The sequence below is a fragment of the Tengunoibacter tsumagoiensis genome, from assembly GCF_003967535.1.
Classification (GTDB): Bacteria; Chloroflexota; Ktedonobacteria; order Ktedonobacterales; family Ktedonobacteraceae; genus Tengunoibacter; species Tengunoibacter tsumagoiensis.
Genome location: NZ_BIFR01000001.1, coordinates 4,276,810 through 4,295,731 on the forward strand (window position 1 = coordinate 4,276,810; position 18,922 = coordinate 4,295,731).

The 18,922-nt window shown below is 46.0% G+C and carries 19 protein-coding genes; 3 read left to right on the forward strand and 16 right to left on the reverse strand.

What is annotated here, in order from left to right:
- Nucleotides 1-55: 55 nt before the first annotated feature.
- Nucleotides 56-352: a hypothetical protein gene (locus EL628_RS16790; protein WP_126581070.1), complete on the forward strand. Its 297-nt coding sequence runs from the start codon at nucleotides 56-58 to the stop codon at nucleotides 350-352.
- 82 nt (nucleotides 353-434) lie between these two features.
- Here EL628_RS16790 and EL628_RS16795 read toward each other — a convergent pair whose 3' ends face one another.
- Nucleotides 435-1,313 carry a hypothetical protein gene (locus EL628_RS16795; RefSeq protein ID WP_126581071.1) on the reverse strand — a complete coding sequence of 293 codons (879 nt, stop codon included), beginning with the start codon at nucleotides 1,311-1,313 and terminating at the stop codon, nucleotides 435-437.
- Between the two features lie 433 nt (nucleotides 1,314-1,746).
- Between EL628_RS16795 and EL628_RS16800 the strand changes: the two genes are divergently transcribed.
- Nucleotides 1,747-2,568 carry an alpha/beta fold hydrolase gene (locus EL628_RS16800; protein WP_126581072.1) on the forward strand — a complete coding sequence of 274 codons (822 nt, stop codon included), beginning with the start codon at nucleotides 1,747-1,749 and terminating at the stop codon, nucleotides 2,566-2,568.
- Nucleotides 2,569-2,678: 110 nt separating this feature from the next.
- Here EL628_RS16800 and ptsP read toward each other — a convergent pair whose 3' ends face one another.
- From ptsP to EL628_RS16830, 6 genes are all read right to left on the reverse strand, one after another.
- A complete protein-coding gene (ptsP, locus tag EL628_RS16805; RefSeq protein WP_126581073.1) occupies nucleotides 2,679-4,415 on the reverse strand; it encodes a phosphoenolpyruvate--protein phosphotransferase in 1,737 nt (578 codons plus the stop codon).
- Nucleotides 4,416-4,420: 5 nt separating this feature from the next.
- A complete protein-coding gene (locus EL628_RS16810; protein WP_126581074.1) occupies nucleotides 4,421-4,702 on the reverse strand; it encodes an HPr family phosphocarrier protein in 282 nt (93 codons plus the stop codon).
- A gap of 92 nt (nucleotides 4,703-4,794) precedes the next feature.
- Nucleotides 4,795-5,193: a PTS sugar transporter subunit IIA gene (locus tag EL628_RS16815; protein WP_126581075.1), complete on the reverse strand. Its 399-nt coding sequence runs from the start codon at nucleotides 5,191-5,193 to the stop codon at nucleotides 4,795-4,797.
- A 166-nt stretch (nucleotides 5,194-5,359) separates the two neighbouring features.
- Nucleotides 5,360-5,812, reverse strand: a complete 453-nt coding sequence (locus tag EL628_RS16820) for a PTS sugar transporter subunit IIA (protein ID WP_126581076.1) — start codon at nucleotides 5,810-5,812, stop codon at nucleotides 5,360-5,362.
- Nucleotides 5,813-5,844: 32 nt separating this feature from the next.
- Nucleotides 5,845-7,320 (reverse strand): PTS transporter subunit EIIC, encoded by a 1,476-nt coding sequence (locus EL628_RS16825; protein ID WP_371859673.1) that lies wholly within the window; start codon nucleotides 7,318-7,320, stop codon nucleotides 5,845-5,847.
- A gap of 273 nt (nucleotides 7,321-7,593) precedes the next feature.
- A complete protein-coding gene (locus EL628_RS16830) occupies nucleotides 7,594-8,499 on the reverse strand; it encodes a MerR family transcriptional regulator (protein ID WP_126581078.1) in 906 nt (301 codons plus the stop codon).
- A gap of 480 nt (nucleotides 8,500-8,979) precedes the next feature.
- Between EL628_RS16830 and EL628_RS16835 the strand changes: the two genes are divergently transcribed.
- Nucleotides 8,980-9,807 carry an alpha/beta fold hydrolase gene (locus tag EL628_RS16835; RefSeq protein ID WP_126581079.1) on the forward strand — a complete coding sequence of 276 codons (828 nt, stop codon included), beginning with the start codon at nucleotides 8,980-8,982 and terminating at the stop codon, nucleotides 9,805-9,807.
- Nucleotides 9,808-9,960: 153 nt separating this feature from the next.
- On the opposite strand, the gene EL628_RS16840 is transcribed toward EL628_RS16835, so the two are convergent.
- The 9 genes from EL628_RS16840 to EL628_RS16880 form a co-directional block, all read right to left on the reverse strand.
- Nucleotides 9,961-11,148 carry a DUF3267 domain-containing protein gene (locus EL628_RS16840; protein WP_161975555.1) on the reverse strand — a complete coding sequence of 396 codons (1,188 nt, stop codon included), beginning with the start codon at nucleotides 11,146-11,148 and terminating at the stop codon, nucleotides 9,961-9,963.
- Nucleotides 11,149-11,315: 167 nt separating this feature from the next.
- Nucleotides 11,316-11,774, reverse strand: a complete 459-nt coding sequence (locus EL628_RS16845; RefSeq protein WP_126581081.1) for a hypothetical protein — start codon at nucleotides 11,772-11,774, stop codon at nucleotides 11,316-11,318.
- A gap of 242 nt (nucleotides 11,775-12,016) precedes the next feature.
- Nucleotides 12,017-12,514 (reverse strand): hypothetical protein, encoded by a 498-nt coding sequence (locus EL628_RS16850; protein WP_126581082.1) that lies wholly within the window; start codon nucleotides 12,512-12,514, stop codon nucleotides 12,017-12,019.
- 223 nt (nucleotides 12,515-12,737) lie between these two features.
- Nucleotides 12,738-13,787, reverse strand: coding sequence for a WD40 repeat domain-containing protein (locus tag EL628_RS16855; protein ID WP_126581083.1), 1,050 nt, complete (start codon nucleotides 13,785-13,787; stop codon nucleotides 12,738-12,740).
- 20 nt (nucleotides 13,788-13,807) lie between these two features.
- Nucleotides 13,808-14,713, reverse strand: a complete 906-nt coding sequence (locus EL628_RS16860) for an SUMF1/EgtB/PvdO family nonheme iron enzyme (RefSeq protein WP_126581084.1) — start codon at nucleotides 14,711-14,713, stop codon at nucleotides 13,808-13,810.
- Nucleotides 14,714-15,334: 621 nt separating this feature from the next.
- Nucleotides 15,335-15,757, reverse strand: coding sequence for a DUF6547 family protein (locus EL628_RS16865; protein WP_126581085.1), 423 nt, complete (start codon nucleotides 15,755-15,757; stop codon nucleotides 15,335-15,337).
- A gap of 353 nt (nucleotides 15,758-16,110) precedes the next feature.
- The gene (locus EL628_RS16870) at nucleotides 16,111-16,875 is read right to left on the reverse strand and encodes a hypothetical protein (protein WP_126581086.1); all 765 of its coding nucleotides are present in this window, start codon (nucleotides 16,873-16,875) and stop codon (nucleotides 16,111-16,113) included.
- A gap of 94 nt (nucleotides 16,876-16,969) precedes the next feature.
- Nucleotides 16,970-18,058, reverse strand: coding sequence for a WD40 repeat domain-containing protein (locus EL628_RS16875; protein ID WP_126581087.1), 1,089 nt, complete (start codon nucleotides 18,056-18,058; stop codon nucleotides 16,970-16,972).
- A 302-nt stretch (nucleotides 18,059-18,360) separates the two neighbouring features.
- Nucleotides 18,361-18,837, reverse strand: coding sequence for a WapI family immunity protein (locus EL628_RS16880; RefSeq protein ID WP_126581088.1), 477 nt, complete (start codon nucleotides 18,835-18,837; stop codon nucleotides 18,361-18,363).
- Nucleotides 18,838-18,922 lie beyond the last annotated feature (85 nt).

Genomic DNA, 18,922 nt, shown 5'->3' on the forward strand with positions numbered 1-18,922 from the left:
CTTACTTTCAATTGGTCCTTCCAATTAGTTGTTCCATGAAAAAGGATACCAGATTATGGCATACAATTCGCAGTCAGAACAACCTGTTCAACAGTCAATCACTCAGGATCAGTTGCGAGCACGACAAGAGGGGCAACCAGAAAATCTAGCGACTGGATATAGTGATCTGACGCCAGATTTCCCTCAATGGCCCACCTCTCAACCCGGCCCCAATTTCTACGCCCCCCCACCTGGAGAAATGCCGGTTAATTCAATTCGGAGCGAGCAGATGGTCGAACTGGACTATGACCAGACAACTGGCAAATCAGAGTTCTTTTATCCCGAGCGCTCACTTTCTGAACAGGACAGGTAAAAATTCAATCATACTTACACTTTCTCTGTAGCAAAAAGGAGGCGTGCATAAGATATGCATGCCTCCTTCTATTAGCCCCAGATCAGGGACGATTAGGATCACGTTTCTCAGGCTTAGGCGGTTGTTTAGGATTCTCCAGTGGAGGTCGCTCTGCTGGTTTAGCAGGATCGTTGGTAAAAGGTCGGTTGGCCTCGTAAGTTGGATGAGCACGCGAGGGATCTGGTGCTGGCTGAGTTGGACGTGGGGGTATCGCGTTCGTCGTCGTTGGACGCGGTGTACCCTGTGTAGTACCAGAATTTGCAGGCCGCTCATGCTCTGGTATTCCCTGACGCGGATTCTCGGACAACGTTGGCCCGGTCTTCGTAGGATCAGCAGCCTGTGTGCCAGCTCGTAAGTTCTCAGTAACCGGGCTTCCAGTGCGGGTAATATCTCCAGCAAGATCGCTGGTAGAGGTTGTAAGTGGCGCTGGATTCGTTGGGCCCATATCGTTTCTGGGGCTGTTTGTCCCTTTGTAATCTCCGCCAGTCGAGGTATTTTTAGCGTCGATGCCTGATGAGGCTGACGTATTCTTAGGAAGTGGATTGGAAGATGGTGTAGACGACGAGAATGTCGAACTGGTGGTTGCAGTTGTCGTCGTTGGTGAAGCATAATTTGACGATCGTTCTACGCCAGGAGCTGTACTGGCTGGTCTTGTGCCACCAACATTCGAGGCAGATGATGAGGCAGGCTCAGCTTTCTTTGTTGGTGGAATATAATATTCCTCGACGTCCTTAACGATCTTACGATCAGGACCAAGGAAGGAAGGACGATTACGCAGCAGGCCCTGACCGCCATCTGGCAGGCTTCTCTTTGCCTGGCCCAGACGCTCGCCTAAGAGGCCACGCATCTCTTCCCCTCGTTTCGGTGCAACTAATAGTCCCAGGCCCACCCCCAGTAACAGACCATTTAAGAATTTTCCCATCTATATACCCCTTTCTTGATACACATGTACAAAAAAGCCTGGCCTCAGATAAAAACATTATCATAGTTGATACGATGGAATGCGCAAAAATGTAACACGTAACCTCTTCCATTCACTTTTGCTTATCTTTTGCTGAGTTTTCAGTTATACGATGCCAGTCCTTCCATCATGCATTTTCGAGTCAGCGAATATTCACCATTCTCTCACTCATTTTTGGTCCCTTATTCTGGTCGAGAAACGAAACAACCAGACAATGCAAACGGAAAAGTGAAAAGAATTGCATCTTTGTGGTAATACGAACTTGAATTCATAATTAAAACAAGGTATGCTCTAATGGAGATATAACCCCTTTTGGGAGGAGAACAAACGAATTTTGGTGTAGACTATGTTGTTCAACGAGAGCGTAGACTTCATGTAAAGGATTGTGCTACAAATGGAATGCATCGTTCGAGATACTCCTGTCTATTATGAGACCTATGGAAACGGAATTCCTCTGTTGTCACTTCATGGATATTTCGTTGATCATCACTTGATGACAGGATGTATGGAACCTCTATTTGTGCAGCGAACAGGTTGGCAACGGATCTATCTGGACCTGCCAGGGATGGGCAAAACGCCCGGGACAGAGCAGATAAACAGTTCGGAGGATGTTCTTGAGCTGGTTCTCGATTTTATCGATGCTGTCATTCCCAATCAACCGTTTGCTCTTGCCGGTGAATCATATGGAGGATTAATTAGCCGGGGTGTGCTTCAACGCAGGTTTCAGCAGCTTGTAGGCATGGCACTCATCTGCCCTGTCATTACGGCGGATTATCAACAGCGAGACCTGCCTCCACATACCACCATTGTCGAAGATCCACAGCTGCTGGCCTCACTCAGTCCGACCAATGCAGCAGAATTTGGTCCTATGGTCGTTGTGCAGGACACCTATAATTGGGAACGGTTCCGCGACGAGATTCTCACTGGTGTGCATATCGCCAATTATGCGTTTCTCGATAAGCTGCAGAAACAGGGAGGGTTTTCCTTCAACGTTGATCAGTTAGAGCAGCCCTTTCCTCGACCAGTCATACTGTTTACAGGGAGACAGGATTCTATTGTAGGCTATCGTGATGCCTGGAACGTTCTGGAGAATTATTCCAGAGGCACGTTTGCCGTTCTCGATCGTGCCGGTCACAACGCTCAGATTGAGCAGAGCCAGCTCTTTACGGCCCTCATGGGAGAATGGCTGGATCGTGTCGAAGAAGCTATGCGCTAATGTAAACACGACCATAACACTGCAAACCATAGACCCTTCACGATAGAGCTCAGACTGTGAAGGGTCTATGGTTTACTATTCTGCTGGTCAGCATCCCAACAGTTTAGCAGTCAGGGCTGAACGTGAACGGCCTCGCTCATCGCGCGTATATATGCTCGTACTTCTGCCGCGTTTCGACAGGAGGCTAACACGTGTTGCGTGATCTCATGTGCTTGAGCGCTATGATAATTGCGAATGGTCTGCTTAATCAATGGAATGGCACTGGCCGTCATACTCCATTCATCAAGACCCAGACCCAACAGAAGAGGGGCCGCCAGTGGCTCACTGGCCAGTTCTCCACACAGACCCACCCATTTACCATGCTCATGGGCCGCATCAATTACCATCCTGATGAGACGTAACACGGCGGGGTGAAGAGCATCTGAGAGATGAGCGAGCGACGCATTGGTTCTATCTGCCGCCAATGTATACTGTGCCAGATCGTTTGTCCCAATGCTAAAGAAGTCCACATGTTCTGCCAGTAGATCTGCCATTAAGGCAGCTGCTGGCACTTCAATCATGATCCCTAGCTCATAGTTCTCTGCATATGGAAGGTTTCTCGCCACAAGATCTGCCTGTGCCTGTTGTACCTGCTCTCGCACTGCCAACAGTTCTTCAATACTGGCAACCATCGGAACCATTATTTTTAAGTGATGACCAACCCCTGCCCGCAACAAAGCACAGAGCTGCGTCTGAAAGACTTCTCTCTGTTGCAGTGCTAAACGCACGCCTCTTACTCCCAGAAAAGGATTCATCTCATCAGGCATCGGCAGATAGGCAGCGGGCTTATCCCCCCCAATATCAAACGTCCTGACAACAACTGGTCGCTGCTCCATCGTCTGTAGAACCTGCCGATAGAGAGCAGACTGTTCCTCTTCAGTTGGAGGAGTTGCTCGCTCTAAAAAGAGAAATTCAGTGCGCAGCAAGCCAATCCCTTCGGCACCATAGGTCAATGCTTCAACTGCCTGCTCAGGTGAACCAATATTAGCAACCAGTTCAACCTGGAGACCATCAAGCGTCTGCGCTGGTTCCAGGGCATGAGCCAGTGCAATCTCCCGCTGCTTCGCTAGCTTCTGAGCCTGAAGGAGATACCTGTCCAATACCTGCTGGTCTGGCTCGAGCACCACTTCACCAGCCGCTCCGTCGACCAGAACCTGCATACCATCCTGGAGCTGCTCAAGATCCTTCCCCAGTCCGGTCACAGCCGGGATACCCAGCGCCCGTGCCAGAATCGCCACATGAGAGGTAGCACTACCAACCCCTGTACAGAAGGCGCGCACATTCTTTGTATCCAGACGAACCGTCTCAGACGGCGTAAGATCTGTGGCTACAAGAATAACTGGCTCAGTCAATAAGAGATCGTGCTCGCTCTGTCCTTGTAGACGGCGTAACACACGCTGCGCAATATCCTCAAGATCAACGGCGCGCGCCGCTAAATACTCGTCTGGAATAGCTCTCAACTGCGCTGCATAGCTCTGCGTTGCATTCTGCCAGGCATAATCTGCACTGTAATGCTTCTGCTCGATACTGGTCTGGACCATTTCCAGGAGCTCAGGATCATCAAGAAAGAGCTCATGAGCCTCAAAAATAGCTGCTTCAGCTGCACCAACGCTCTGACGTGCCTGCTTAAAGAGCATGTGCACCTCTGTGCGAGCCTGCTCTAAGGCAGTGTTGAGACGCGCCCATTCTTGCGTACTCTCTTCCATCTGACGAAGTTCAACCGTGAGGGTCGGGAGCGCATAACGGAAGACGGGGCCATTCGCGATCCCTGCCGATGCCGCGATGCCGCGCATTGCTCTGGTTGCCATGGAAATTACACTGCCTCTCCAAAGTTGCTTGCAATTAAATGTGCTAATGCCTCCACTGCCACCTGCTCATCCTCACCCTCGGCAATGATCCGCACTCGATCGTTTGGCTGAACAGCCGCAGTCAGTAGACGCAGCACGCTCTTACCATTGACAGGTTCTAAACCTTTACTCAGATTCTCAATCGAAATAGCGCAAGAGAAACCAGCCGCAGCCTTCACAAAGAGAGCTGCCGGACGAGCATGTAAACCAGATGGATGGTGAATCACTAATTCATGGGTAGCTGACACCTTTTTTTCCTTTCCTGATCCCTAAAAACACCCTTGTATCTTTTTTTAAGCGGGTTGCGCGCAACAGAGCAAACGGACATTCACCCACATCATCATTCGAGCTTCTCAAGTGGGCGAAGATGAATAATTCCTTCTTTCGCGGCCTGTACAGCGAGACGCGTTAACTCTGGAAGGGGTGTATGCGCGCGTTGCGTAAGAATTTCTAACAGCATAGGTAGATTAACGCCGCAGAGGACGGGAGTGCCATTATTCATGAGCGCAAAACTGGCATTTGCTGGACTCCCTCCCAGGAGATCTGTCAGCACCAGGACCTCACCAGCAGGCAACATTTGTCCCACTACATCCTCAATCCGCCTGCGCAAACGTTCTCCATCTGATCCTGGCTCCATCCCAATCGCCACCAGCCGCTCCTGCGGTCCAACGATCATCTCTACAGCATGTTTTAAACCATCCGCCAGTAAGCCATGGGCAACCAGAACAATTCCAATCACTTCCTCCACCTCTTTCAAGAGAAACGTATCAACAATCTGTGATCTCTCTATAGGAGAACGGGATCTTGCACCCCTTCCTTAGTCCTAATGAGCCCTTCTCAATTCCTTCTTTCAAGGCCTCACTGAAAGGATTAAAGGCAAAAGCCCGTTCTCAATCGAGGAAAGCTTAGACGTTCAGTACAAAGAGAACATCGCATCCAGCCTGAACCTGGCCACTGGCCTGACGAGAGACTATGCCTGCACCAGAAGAGACGACCGGGCTCAGCATAACTTTTCCTGCCTGCTCGATAACAGCGCGATTGAAGCGAACAATCGGTGTTCCCACCTCGACATGTTGACCTTCAACAGCGATATTCTCAAAGCCTGTCCCCTTCAGCTCAACTGTATCCAGTCCCAGATGAACGATCAGTTCCACTCCTTCCGGCGTTGCAATCCCAAAGGCATGTCCCCCTGGAAAGAGCTTGATCAGATCGCCAGCAATTGGAGCAACAACGACCACGCCCGTTGGATCAAGTGCCACTCCATCGCCAGCGAGCTTCTGAGCAAAAACTTCATCTGGAACTGTTTCTAACGCAACAACTGTGCCATCAACTGGCGCATACACAGCAATCTCAGCCATTTCAGTGCCTACCTATCTTTGTCTTTTCAGAGTTATTTGACCAGTTCGTCCTTGAGAATGCGATTCATCCGCAAAGCAATACGATCAGATTGTGTCCCCATAACCACCTGAGCAATCTTACCGCGCTTGATCACGCCAGAAGCACCCAGGCTTTTCAGACGACTCTCATCGATCTTATCAGCGTTGCCTACGGTCAGACGTAAGCGCGTGATACAGCCCTCAACGCTCTCAACATTGCTATTGCCGCCCAGAGCTGCCAGAACATTATAAGCCAGTACGGTATCAGGGTCCTCAGACTTTACATCCGCCGAGCTCACCTCATGCTCCTGTTCCATTGCCATACCATCAACAACCTGTTCAGCAACGGAAGCATCGCGGCCAGGAGTCGCCAGGTTGAAGCGCGTAATACAGAAGCTAAAGATGAAGTAGTACAGAACCGCATACACCAGACCAATGACAATGATCAGTAATGGATTGGTTGTATTGGCTTTATTGAAATTGAGCACATAATCGATGAAGCCAGCCGAGAAGCCAAAGCCAATCTTAACATTCAACAAGGTACAGACGGCCAGGGCGGTTCCAGTCAAGACCGCATGAATGAGGAAGAGAACCGGGGCGACAAAAATGAAAGCAAATTCAATTGGCTCAGTCACACCGGTCAGGAATGAGGCAAAGGCGGCAGATAATAAGATGCCAGCGGCAACCTTCGGGAACTTTGCATGCCGAATCATCGCAAAACAGGCAGCAGGCAGGCCAAACATCATCATGGGGAAGAAGCCAGCCATGAAATTTCCCGCCGATGGGTCCCCGGCAAAATAGCGATTCAGGTCACCAGTCTTGCCATGATAGCTCCCCAGCTCGAACCAGACATACGAGTTCAAGACGTGGTGAAGTCCCAGAGGAATCAGCAAACGATTCAAAAAGCCATAGATACCTGTTCCCAGAGGCCCCAATGAAACAATAGCGGAACCAACAGTATTGACGCCAACATTAATCGGAGGCCAGATCAAACCAAAGATGACCCCCAGAATCACGGCTGCCACGGCTGTGATGATCGGGACGAAACGCCGACCACCAAAGAAGGCCAGATAATTGGGCAGACGAATATCATGGAAGCGGCGATAGAGACCAGCCGCCGTCAGGCCCATCAGAATACCAGACAAGACCCCCATGGAAATCGAAGGATCGGGCTTGCCAGCAACCTGAGGGATAATCGTATTGAAAACGGCAGTAAAGACCAGGAAGCCAACCACACCAGCAAGAGCGGCTGCCCCCTCTCCACCGGCCATGCCCAGGGCAATACCAAGCGCAAAAATAAGCGAGAGATTTGAGAAGACCGCATCGCCAGCTGCTGCCATCCAGGTCCAATTAAAGATATCAGGCTGACCCAGGCGAAGCAAGAGAGCGGCAGCAGGGAGAACGGCAATCGGGAGCATCAGCGCTCGCCCCATACTCTGTAAACCACCTAATGCCTTATCCCCCCAGGAACCTTTAGGGCTCGCAGGCATCGTCTCAGACGAGGATGTTTGAAAAACACTCATTGTCATTTTCTCCTGTCTTGCTGTAACTAATGGACGCTTTCATAACGTCTTTGCAGACACTAGTGACAGTTTTCATGTATCTCTCTCCATCGAGAGATAGATTACTCTTCTAAAACCGTATGCACTGGCACAATACCAGATACACAGTCCTCCTCAGGTTTTACATCTACACATCTAGATGTATAGACCATCACACTACGCAAAAAAATGTGAAAAAAGCCGTTGTTTGAAAATAAGGCCTCAGTTCAACTGATGGGTTGTAACAAGTCGCTCAAATTTTTCGCGTGAAGAGGTAAAAGCAGGTTTCACACCGGGGTTATCATTTTTCTCCACGGGAAACTGTAATTCAGTAACATAGGAGGAAAGCTCCCCTTCGTGATGCAAGCAGACTTTACGGCTCTGGCCCATGATAATGTAATCATTCTCTTGCAGCCAGCGCCCCAGGGATTGATAGGCATCCATCAGGGTATATGGGTTCCCACGATAGAGCAAGGTTGCCATAGTATTGACGGCTGGGAGTTCGCGGATAGTGATACGCCCACCGCTACGCTCCACAATATTGCCAACGGAGGAGCTCTGAACGGGAATAGCAATCTCAACCAGTACGGCTTCCTGATCAGAGTAGCTGGACTCATGATCAATAAACAGATAAGAACCCGCCAGTTTGACACCATGCTGTCTGAGAAACGCCAACGTCTCATCGGCAAATTGCTTTTTCTGGCTCGATTGAGTGACCAGTTTCCGACTGACGGCAACGATCTGAGTTTTGACCTTCTTAATAGTTACCTCATGACGTAAGCTGGGGGCCTCCATCTCAATCTGTTGCAGGCGAGCCTCAACACGGGCAAGGCGCTCCTGCTCCACCTGAACACGTTGTACCAACTCGGCTTGCTTCAGGCGAAGCATGCCACGAATCTGCTCAACGGGCAGTTCTTCATCCATCAACTGAAAGATCTGAGCCAGTTCAAAACCGAGATCTTTAAAGGCCAGAATCCGGTTCAGTTGGGACAACTGATCCATTGAATAATACCGGTACCCCGTTAAAGTATCGACCTGCCCCGGTTTTAGCAAGCCAATCTCGTCATAATAGCGCAGTGTTCGCATCGACACCTGACTCAACTTTGAGAAGTCGCTAATTTTGAACATCGAGCCTTTGCCTACCTATCAATAACTACTGGAACTCCAGGATGCCTGTTGAAAAGGATAGCCATAGTTTACACTTTCACGTTACGTGAAAGTCAAGAGCTTTTCCAGTCATTTTCAAAATTCACCTATGTTCTCCTGAACTCCTCTCCTCCTCCGCATCCATTAGCACTCGCCAATGAGATCGCAGATACGCTTTTCTGCCTCTCTCATTCGGGAAAACCTCCTTTTTCAGATGACCAGGTGACAAAGTGGGCATCTTGACAATATCTTTGTCATAAGCTAGGATAGCATCCTATTATAAAAAGAAATGGAGGTGCACAGATATGGTGAAAATAATTCGCTCTTGCGCGAGGCTTTTCTGTGCATCTTGTTGTCGCTGACAGCAATCCGCACAGTATACCTATGATTGGTATCAAATAGCCTCTTTCATTCCCCCATGACAATAGTATGAATCATGTCATTTAAGAGAAAGAGACATTCGTGATAAAATCTACCACACAGACTGGCTTCCTGGATGTGCAGGGAGCGCCCTTCTATTATGAAGTTGCCGGTCAGGGGCCAGCAGTTCTTTTGATCCATGCAGGCATCGCAGATCACCGGATGTGGGATCAGCAATTTGCTACTTTTGCTCAGCAGTATCAGACTATTCGTTACGATCTGCGCTCATTTGGTGAGTCGCAGCTCCCCGCCGGGCCGTTCGCCTTCTATGAAGATCCAGCGGCACTCCTCCAACACCTTGGAATAAAGAAGGCACATGTAATTGGAGCCTCGTTTGGAGGGAAGATTGCCCTTGATTTCGCACTGACACATCCTACAATGGTGGAATCACTGCTTCTGGTTGCTCCTGATATTAGCGGTTATCCTCCATCGGACGACATCCGACGCTTTGGTGAGGAAGAGGAAGCGTTGCTTGAGCGCGGTGATAAAGAAGGAGCGACGGAACTGAACCTGCGAATGTGGGTTGATGGCCCCCGCCGTACACCAGAACAGATTGACCCGCTTGTTCGTCAGCGCGTACATGACATGCAATATCAAGCATTTATGACTTCTGTTCCTGAAGGTGCTGAGGTGATAGCGCTCAACCCACCAGCGATTGAGCGTCTGGAAGAGATTCACGCACCAACACTTGTGCTTGTTGGTGATTACGATGTTCCGCAAAAGCTCGTTACGGCTCAAGAGCTCACAAAGCGCATTAACGAAGCTCACTCTATTATTGTGCCTGGCGCCGCTCACATGATCAATATGGAGCTGCCAGAAGTCTTCACTAATACTGCTTTAGAGTTCTTACACACACAGACTGAAAAATAGAGCGGCATATGATGGCTGCAACCATCTGTCCAACCGGGCCTGGAATACACTCTGGCCCGGTTGGACAGATGGCTTCTGCTCTGACCATTTCAGCCATCTTAGCTTTATTTTCTCGTTTTTATATCAGGCGAGCAGAATTTGAATACTTCATGTTCAACTTGCCAGCTCACACCATTGAGCCACCGTATAAGCGGCCTTCTTTGCCGTCCGCTGTCCAAACCAGAGCTTTTTGGTCAGGCCACGAATCTCAATCTGCGTCTGCCGTCCGGGCAATCTCTGCAAACGTACGCGGATCAGGGTCGGCGTTAATTCAAGGTAGCCAGAGCCGATAATGGCCTTGATCTCACACCACTGTGCGTTCGCCACGATCTTCCCATCTCGCTCTTCATCCTCAACGGCTCCCTGGCTGGTTACTGCCTGTGTGGCATCAGGTGAAAATTTCAGATCCAGACATTTTCCTTCTTCATCCACCTTTGCTAACACCGTGTCAGTGAGAGAGGTCATATCTTGCTGAATTGTGGAAGCAAGATCGAAAACATCATTGGCACGCCAACGTGTGATCTGCACATTCAATTTTGTTGGCTGTATTCTGCTAAATTCCTGCATCACACTCTCCACATCCTCAGGCGAAATGAGTCCATGGACAGGATCTTTTTTGCGATACGTTGGTCTCCACTGAGAAGCGGACGATGCCTCACCGCTGAACGTATTTCTCAACTGCTTCTGTTTCTGCTCGGCAAGCAAGAGATGAGATGATGCCTGACCATCGAGAGGTTCTAAAAGAGAAAGAGTGGCCTGACCCTCAATATAGAGAAGGGTTGTATCAGGTACACGAAGAAGCTTCCAGGCAATGGGAAGACTATTGAGTGACCCTCCAGCAGTGGCAATTCCGACGACAAGTAGCGCACTCCCCAACCCAATAAACGGAAAAAAGAAGGATACGAAGAGAATCAGCAGAGAAAGACCGAAAGGAGCCAGTGCAATCAGGAGCGCATCCTTCCGGCTCTGCAACTGCCCTGGATCGGCAAAATAGGGTGTTGATTGAAAAAAAGCTGGAAGACCGTAAGAGACTTTATAGCCAAGTACAGAACTTATCCGCCTTTGCAAAAGAGTGTGGACCACGAGAACTGGAGCAAAGAGAAGCAACGTTGCCACTCCCATCATAAGACCTATGACAGTGGCAGAAAATCCTTGAAAAATGATCGTGCCAGTGTGACTCCAATAGCTCAGCTCCAACCAGATAAGATAGAAACAGACAAACAGAAAGATAGCGTAAGTTATACCTCTCTGCGAGAGACGCACATGAGACACCAGCTGATACCCCTCCGGTATCTGAGACAAGGGAACATCATCCTTCAGAAGATACATAGTACATACCTGTCTTATCACTATTTGATGAATACCATTCAGCCAAGAGAAATGAACTGTCGAGAGATGGAGAAAGGTCAGCGAGAGATTTGCCTCATTCAGAATCAGTTCAGACAGCCCGGGAATAGTTTTAAAAGAATCTATTTATGGAGTATCCATAACACATTCAATAAGAAGGTATACGCAATTCCAAAGAAAAATAAAACCTTCACATTTCTTGAATGAATAAGCCCCCCAAAAAATAACGCAACCTCTAGTAGAAAGGAGCTCATTCCACTCCCAACCTCTCTCTTCTCTATGCGATATCGCCAGACAAAAAGCTCATAGGCTTTCCAGCAGAAATAGCTAAACAGTCCCAACCAGAAAGTAAAAAGAGATAAACCTCTCACATTGAGAGTGCCTGTAGTATCAGCTAGAAATAGACTTTCAAAAGCCAGGTATCCAAAAGTAAGTATTAAGAAAAACCCAGGAATAGCCAAAGCACTACGCTTTCTTTGTAAACCCCAGGTCCAATACCTTAAATCTATGTCTTCAAAAGATGTGACTCTTCCTGATCTTTTTTTGCTTGGCACCTTCAAGCCTCTATCTTTTTTGGGCACGAACTGTCGTTCCCTTTCGCATTTTCAATGGATTGATGAAAGGCACAAACAATCGAGGCCGGACTCTTATGCGCCAGGGTTCGGACTTATGCCCCTCAAATCAGCGTAATTTGAGCGGGTATTGTGCCAATGGGCACAACGAAGATTTGCATCTTTTAGATGATCTTTAACGAAGACAAAGTTTTCTAAATTAGTAGAACGAAGTGATGCTGGTTCTAGATCTACAAAAGGTAGCTGGGATCTTACTCAGACAAAATATGTACATCAAATGCCATTGAAGAGGACGCTCTCGCTCGGAAATAAGGATATTCCCAGCCAGCTAGAACTATTGCAAAACGAGCTTGCGGAAAAAGATGCCTCTTCTGATTTAATACAAGTATAGATTGTTTGTATATTACTTCTATAAATTTTGCAAGGTTTTTTATTACTTCATCTCGACACTCACGAATAATAATCAGATTACCTTGATACTGAGAATCTTTTCCTTGTACACCATCTATCCAATCTACTAATTGATCCCAGGAGACAAAATCTTTTTGCTTGTAATGAATTTTTTCTTCAGGAACGTAAAGATCGACGATACTATTTCCAACTTGCCATAATTCATCCCAATTCTTCGCAGAAAGCTCAAGGATAGAGGTTTCTTGGAATGACAGGATCTCTGCTATTTTCCTGGTTGCCATCGTATGAGGACAGGCATACAGCCAATCATTCTCTTGAAGCTTTTTCTTCTTCTTCATGACATTCTCCGCAATCTTTGTTCTGATGAAAAAAGTATCCTGTTTTTTTGCAATTTTCGCCGTTATCAGTGCTATTGGAAAGCATGCTCTCGTCCTTTCTAAGAGGTGAGTACGCATTGGCTTTACATATGTTTACCGTAGACCAGCATACGACTCCCCCCCTAATACCTATATATCCATTCATGCCATATTTATCTAAAATAGCATAAAAATATCAATACGTTTATACTATTTGCCACAATTTTATAGTTGTCATCCCTGAACCATCAGTCATTTTAATCCCCGCAGTAGCTAACAGATGACTTTGAGGCAACCAATTCATCCACTGTATACTCCTATCATAATGGAGATATTCTGGTATCACATGCTCAAGAGCATCAAATTGAGAGAGAAGTGTGTGTTTTTCCAGATCCCACAGGTAAACCAACCCATCATAGTCTGCAAAAGCTAGAATATCTCCCTGGGGCGAAAAACAAAAACTCATCGGTTGAATACCAGCATATTGTATTGGACCAACGGATTTTTGCTGGTGTATATCATATCCCTCAATAGCTTTTTGAGATAAATGATAAATCTGTTGAGTATTTTGCCTATATTGTAGTTGATTCCAATGTCTTGCCTCGTTCCAAAAAAAGCTGCGCTGCTTATTACATACAATTTTCTCCCTCTCCATGCCTATTTCTAAAAGCGAAATGCAAGTATGTTTGTCTGTAAAATCAAGTGCAATATATGGGGAATACGGAGAGCAAGCTATGTTATAAACATATCCGGCTTTGGCAAGTAAGCGACTCTGCTGACTATTTACGCCCAGTAAAACGGTATGAATCTTCTGTGTACTAGCGTCCCAGAGTTGTATGCGCGTATCACGTAAGACGATAAGAAGGAGCGAAGTACCAGGAAGGAAACGAACGTCCCTCATAAATCCTTTTTCTCCCTGAAAGTAACCGAGAAGTTCTCCTTCAAATGTCCAGATATAAATATTTCCTGTTTGTCGAAACGAGGCAGCCACAAACAGACCATCATCTGAAAGGGCAAGTGAATAAGGAGAATTCACTTCTTGAAAGTTTTCTTTTGTGTTGAACTGACTATCTCTTTCCACAGTAGGTATAGCTATTTGAACTATATGAGTACCAGTGGCAACATCCCATAATTCTATATCACCTTTTTCGGGAGCAATAGCAATCATTGCTCCATCAAGCGTACTTGCAATACACATAATATCTGATTCAAACAAGCCTAGTTGTGCAACCATCTTGCTATAAATGCTTTTCATCTCAAAATCCACCTATCATCTCATAAAGGATACACTCTTCGGAAATATCCTTCAGAAAACATTTGTCTCCTTAACTCAAAATCAGATAATTTTGTTACAAAAGAAGTGGCTAATGGCAACCATTCCGCCAAAATACCCGCACCTAAGTGAGTTGCGATCCCACCATCACCTGCACGCATCATATCTATTTCTTGGCACATTTCCCATTGATAGCCATTTTGGCTAAACTGAAGGCCAAAAGCATTTGGCTGCACGTAGTCACGCCATGGAAGCCCAGATAGAAATTCTTCCCAGCTTTGAGAGAAGGGCCGAAAACGCACTGGGCGGTGGTTTGGAGTGATATCCCCCCAACGGAAAAGTGCACGCGTTCCAGCCCCACAGGCATACTCCCATTCATCCGACGTGGGTAAACGAAAACCATCTGCCAATACAGTCTCGCGAACCCGTTGAAGGCTCACTGATCTTTGAGGGGTCAAGCGTCCATTGACAAGGATAGGGGGAGCATCTCCATCACTGGGGCTCATCTGCATCAGAAGTGGAGGAATCTCCACCTGCCGAAAGGGCGTCAGAATACGGTCTAAAAAAACGTCAAGGGAGTCGTTTGTATAGCCTCTCTCGATCGTTTCTTTCTGCCAACTCTCCGCTTGAGCTGCCGTCGGGATAAATGGATGCGTTCGGTCATAGCCTAACGTGGCTTGACCTCCAGGGAGAAAGGCAAAGCGGAGTGGTCCCTGTTCTTCACGAGAAGCGGGCGGTGTCCAGGTAAAGACCAAGATACGGTGCCGCTGATCACCTAAAGCAAACGTTGTAAGCTGCTCATACTGAAAGGAGGGAGGGACTTTGTTGAGAATAACTTCTGCAACCCGTTCGCATTCGACCGTAGAGAAATGGTCCCATGCTTCCCATGCCGGAAGAAGCGTTTTCATGCTGTTTTCCACCTCATATGCTCTTTTCTATTCATGCAATACCCAGGGTAGCGTTTTCATGCCACCAGAAATGACTGTCAGACAGGTCGTTCGTCTGATTCGCTATGCTTTAGAGCTTCTTGGGACCGCTCCTTCCACGTCATAAAGAGCTTTTGATAAACGCCAATAGAGGGCATACCTGGTGAAATCAGGGTACCTGTCCTCAAAAGCCTTTTGTAATCTGAAGACGAGCTCTAAGGCCAATTCAGGAGATCCCTCGCTGATCGCTTCGTTCTTCGACTCCTCGTAATATCGCGCTGCGATATGCACAATCTCTTCCACTGCTTGCTCGAGAGCTTGATCATGAAGAGGGACGAACCCTCTCTTCTCTTCGAGCGCCTCAATCGCATTTGAGAAATCCCAATAGTGAGCAAATCGGGTCGGGTGGGATATTTCTCGACAAAAGCCTGTCGTAATTGCTTGACGGGCTCTAAAGCCAGGGTAGGGGATGCGCTTTCAAGAGCTCCGATGACTAACTCATCATAGTATTTCCCAGCTGAATGTAGGAGCCCATCAAGCTCTTGATCAGCGGTGGAATAGCGTTGCAGATAAAAGAGGGCCGCTTCTCTCTGTTTATAGATCTCAGCATCCAGATAGGTTCGCGCAAAATGGCTGGACGGCCAGGGGCGCATCGCCACGACTGATACGATAGTCTTTCCATGAAAAATGCGAAAGCACTTGGCCAACAACATCTACAGGTTCATTCATTAAAAAATCAAAAATAACTTCTCTCTGGACCGCTGATAAGGACGCCATGGCTTTATCCTGTCTATCCTGCTCAGCAGTAGTTTGCCCACGATAAATAGTTGCTCCCCGCTTAATCTGGCCAGCTGTTCGAGAAAGGGTATTGACGAGCACAACCAATTCATCGATAAAGGTTTTATACTCCTGCAGAGGACTTTTGAGCTCACGCTCATCCATTCCATCATCACTGAACAGGTCCTGTGGATGGCGATCGTCTATCAACTGCTCCTTCAAAGCGTCTCTTAAAATGCTATCTTCCATGGCTTTTCTTTCTAAAAACTTGATCCTTGTTCCTTTACGGCGACATGGAGAAGAGGAGACGATTGTTTCCTCAAAAAGTGATATGCTGATAGCTGTCAGACTGAAACGAATAGATGGAAATATTTTGGCCAGGAGCTCTTGAATGTAGGCATCAATTCAAGGTAGCCTGAGCTGATAATGGTCTTATTTATATTAATGGACAGTAAGATTGCAAAACATCTGTTTCTGCCTACTACGCGCAATAATTTGAGTTCTTCATCTATACCATTGGCCAGGGCAAAACTGGATTTAAGTAGATCGCTTCTTCATCGCGCAACAGATTAGATTCATCTTCTGGAAGTCAGAAATCAGAGTCAAAAATCAAGGAGATCCCGCGTAAGAAAGTCTAATTCCTCTTGCGTAATCTTCATCTCCTTCTCTAATCCAGGAAAGCCTCCCCACTGGAAACAGAGGCGTAAATAATTTATAAACGTGAGATGATGCTCTTCTCCACATAATTCTGCATCAAAATTTTTACATGGAACTGCAATTTCATAATCTCCACCTCCGCTATAGCCGTATTTTAAGTCTCCATCTGGCGAAATAGGCAGCATAATTGAATCAGTATCATCCTCATCAGCAAAATCGCGTAACTCTTCGAAAACATCTTTCAGTGGTTGAGTATGAAGTGGATCAAGGCCATAACCACTTTTATAATTGGCACCTGGAATTGGAGAATGAAATGCTCCAATTAAGCTAACATCGCCAACATCTAAATACCAACATTTTATTGATAAAGGTAACGATCCAACTAATTGCTCTAATTTAGAAATATAAATACTATTGCGTGCTGTTGGTTTACGGAAAATAGGTTCCTCTTTTTGAACAAGAGCTAATTCTTTTATGCTTAGATCATCTGCATGATCCCAGGAACCAGCACCAAAACGATAACCCATTTTTTTCAATTTTGGAATAATTAATACTTCCAGATTATAGCGCACCCGTCTCATTATTTCATGCGCGACTAATAATGCATCTTCTTGAATTTCCGGATTTACTATGTGATCTTGAAGCTGTAGTAGTTCTTCATAGACCTCCTGATAGTATCCTTTTTCGTAACGCTCAAAAAATTTGCCCATTTTTTATCTTTCTTAGTCTTGATGAAAAGAGGTGTATGAGCCTACCACTTTTCATATACCTCCAAACAGTGGTATCAGTTAGCTAACCACGCTTTCAATTAAAGTGGCATTTCCAGATTTTTATGGTTGTCCACTTTTGGGCAGTAGTATTTTCATATAAAGAGTTTTTCTGTTTTAAATTATCGGTTCCTACCGTTAAAATGCCGCCATCTCTCAACCAGAATACCGCGCTTATAGCCTTATCGTCATTCACTAATTGATGTGCTTTGAAATCCAGTAAAGCCTTTCCCTCTTCGCTATCCAATATCATTAGTGTTCCATCGACCCGAGATACTACAAAGTACTGTCCATCTGGAGAAAGCGAATGTGCATTGTCAAAAGCACATTTTATGTCATCTAAAATTTTTTTGTCTCCACTTTGTGTATTTATACAAAAAATACTATATCGATCACCTCCAAAAAACACCCACCTCTTCTGAAAATAAGAGATAAACTGGAAATAATTGTGAGGCACACGCATTGTTTTGCTCTTTAAAACCTGTAAAGCTTTTTCCGTCTCAATACAATCATAAATTTGAAGTAATGAAGACGAAGAAGGGCGAGCAAATTGGAGTAAAACAGCTAATTCTTTACCATCCTCGGAAACAGTAAAAAAACTACGAAACACTTTTCTTTCACCGCACAATGGGTCTGCCGCGTCAGGCAGAGAAGGACAAGATGATACAAAACGTGCTGGAAGGAATTCCCAAAACTCAATATGTCCATCATGAAAACATAATGCTACAATATTATGAGATGGCATAAAAGTAAGAGCAACAGCAGGACGTTTGATAACTTCAACCAGCGTTCCTTCTCGTATCCAAATATGAACCTCATCATTATTAAGTGCTACAGCTAAAAACAAATTATCCGCAGAAAAAGCCAAATCTCTTACAGCAAATGGCCCTAGCTCCCTTTCATAAAGAGATGTAGCAGGAGCTTTAAACAATTCCACATCAACTTCTAACTCACTGACTTGTTGACAAAGCTGTATATCCCATATACTAATACCTGAATCAGGAGTGGCGATAGCTATAAGTTTTTCATCTCTAGAGATGTGAACTCTATCCACTACTAATGGTAATCTACCAAATCTTGCAAAAATATTATAAGACACATTAACCTTGCCTTTGTTAAACTCCATATACATCCTTACTCAATAATCAATAAAATGTCTTTTAACAATATTTCCTGATCAATCTGATCATAGTTAAACAATTGTAGAAACATTTCCTCCAATACCGATGAGTCTTCAAGATTTGACTCTAAATTACCCCATCCAACTTGTTTGATTTGCTCCTGGACCAATTTTTCCCTCACTCTTCAAATATCTGCAAACAAGCAATCAGAAGATAGAGTATTGGCAGTGCTCCTTTGTACTGTCAATACGCTTGTTCACCAGGGTGAACTAACTTTCTTAACACCCCAGGTCTTCTTCCTGGTGACTCATTTTCTTAAAGGTAGTCCTGCGATTTCGGTTTGAAATTGAGCAGCGACATACTGTAACTGATTAAAACTCATATTCAAATCAACGTATGGAAAGTCGTCATCAAATAAATCCTTAGTATCTTTGTACTCTTCGCTCATCGTCCATTTACCGATAGCGCGCATTGTATAAAATCTAATAGTTAGATCAACATTCGAAATCTCCACTATTTTAAAACGTAATTCTCCCTCGGAAAAGAATATTTCTCGTTCCACATCCTGTTTTTTTGCAATTTGCATCAGCCATTCTGCAAGTTGTTCTGCTTCCCAATTAAGAAGACATCGAAAAGCATAGCTGGTTGAACCAAAGGGAGCGAGCACTCGAATGTGTACCTTCAGCCAATCGGAGTCATCCCACTCGCCTCGTACATGGTTTTTTCGACGAAAACCAGCTATACGTATCTCCACTTCTGAATTATCAGTACTTTTGAAAAGCATGTTCTTGTCCTTTCATAAGGGCGCAGTATAGCACTGCCACTTCTTTGCAAGCGCAGCTTACTCCAACTTGGTTACATCTATTTAC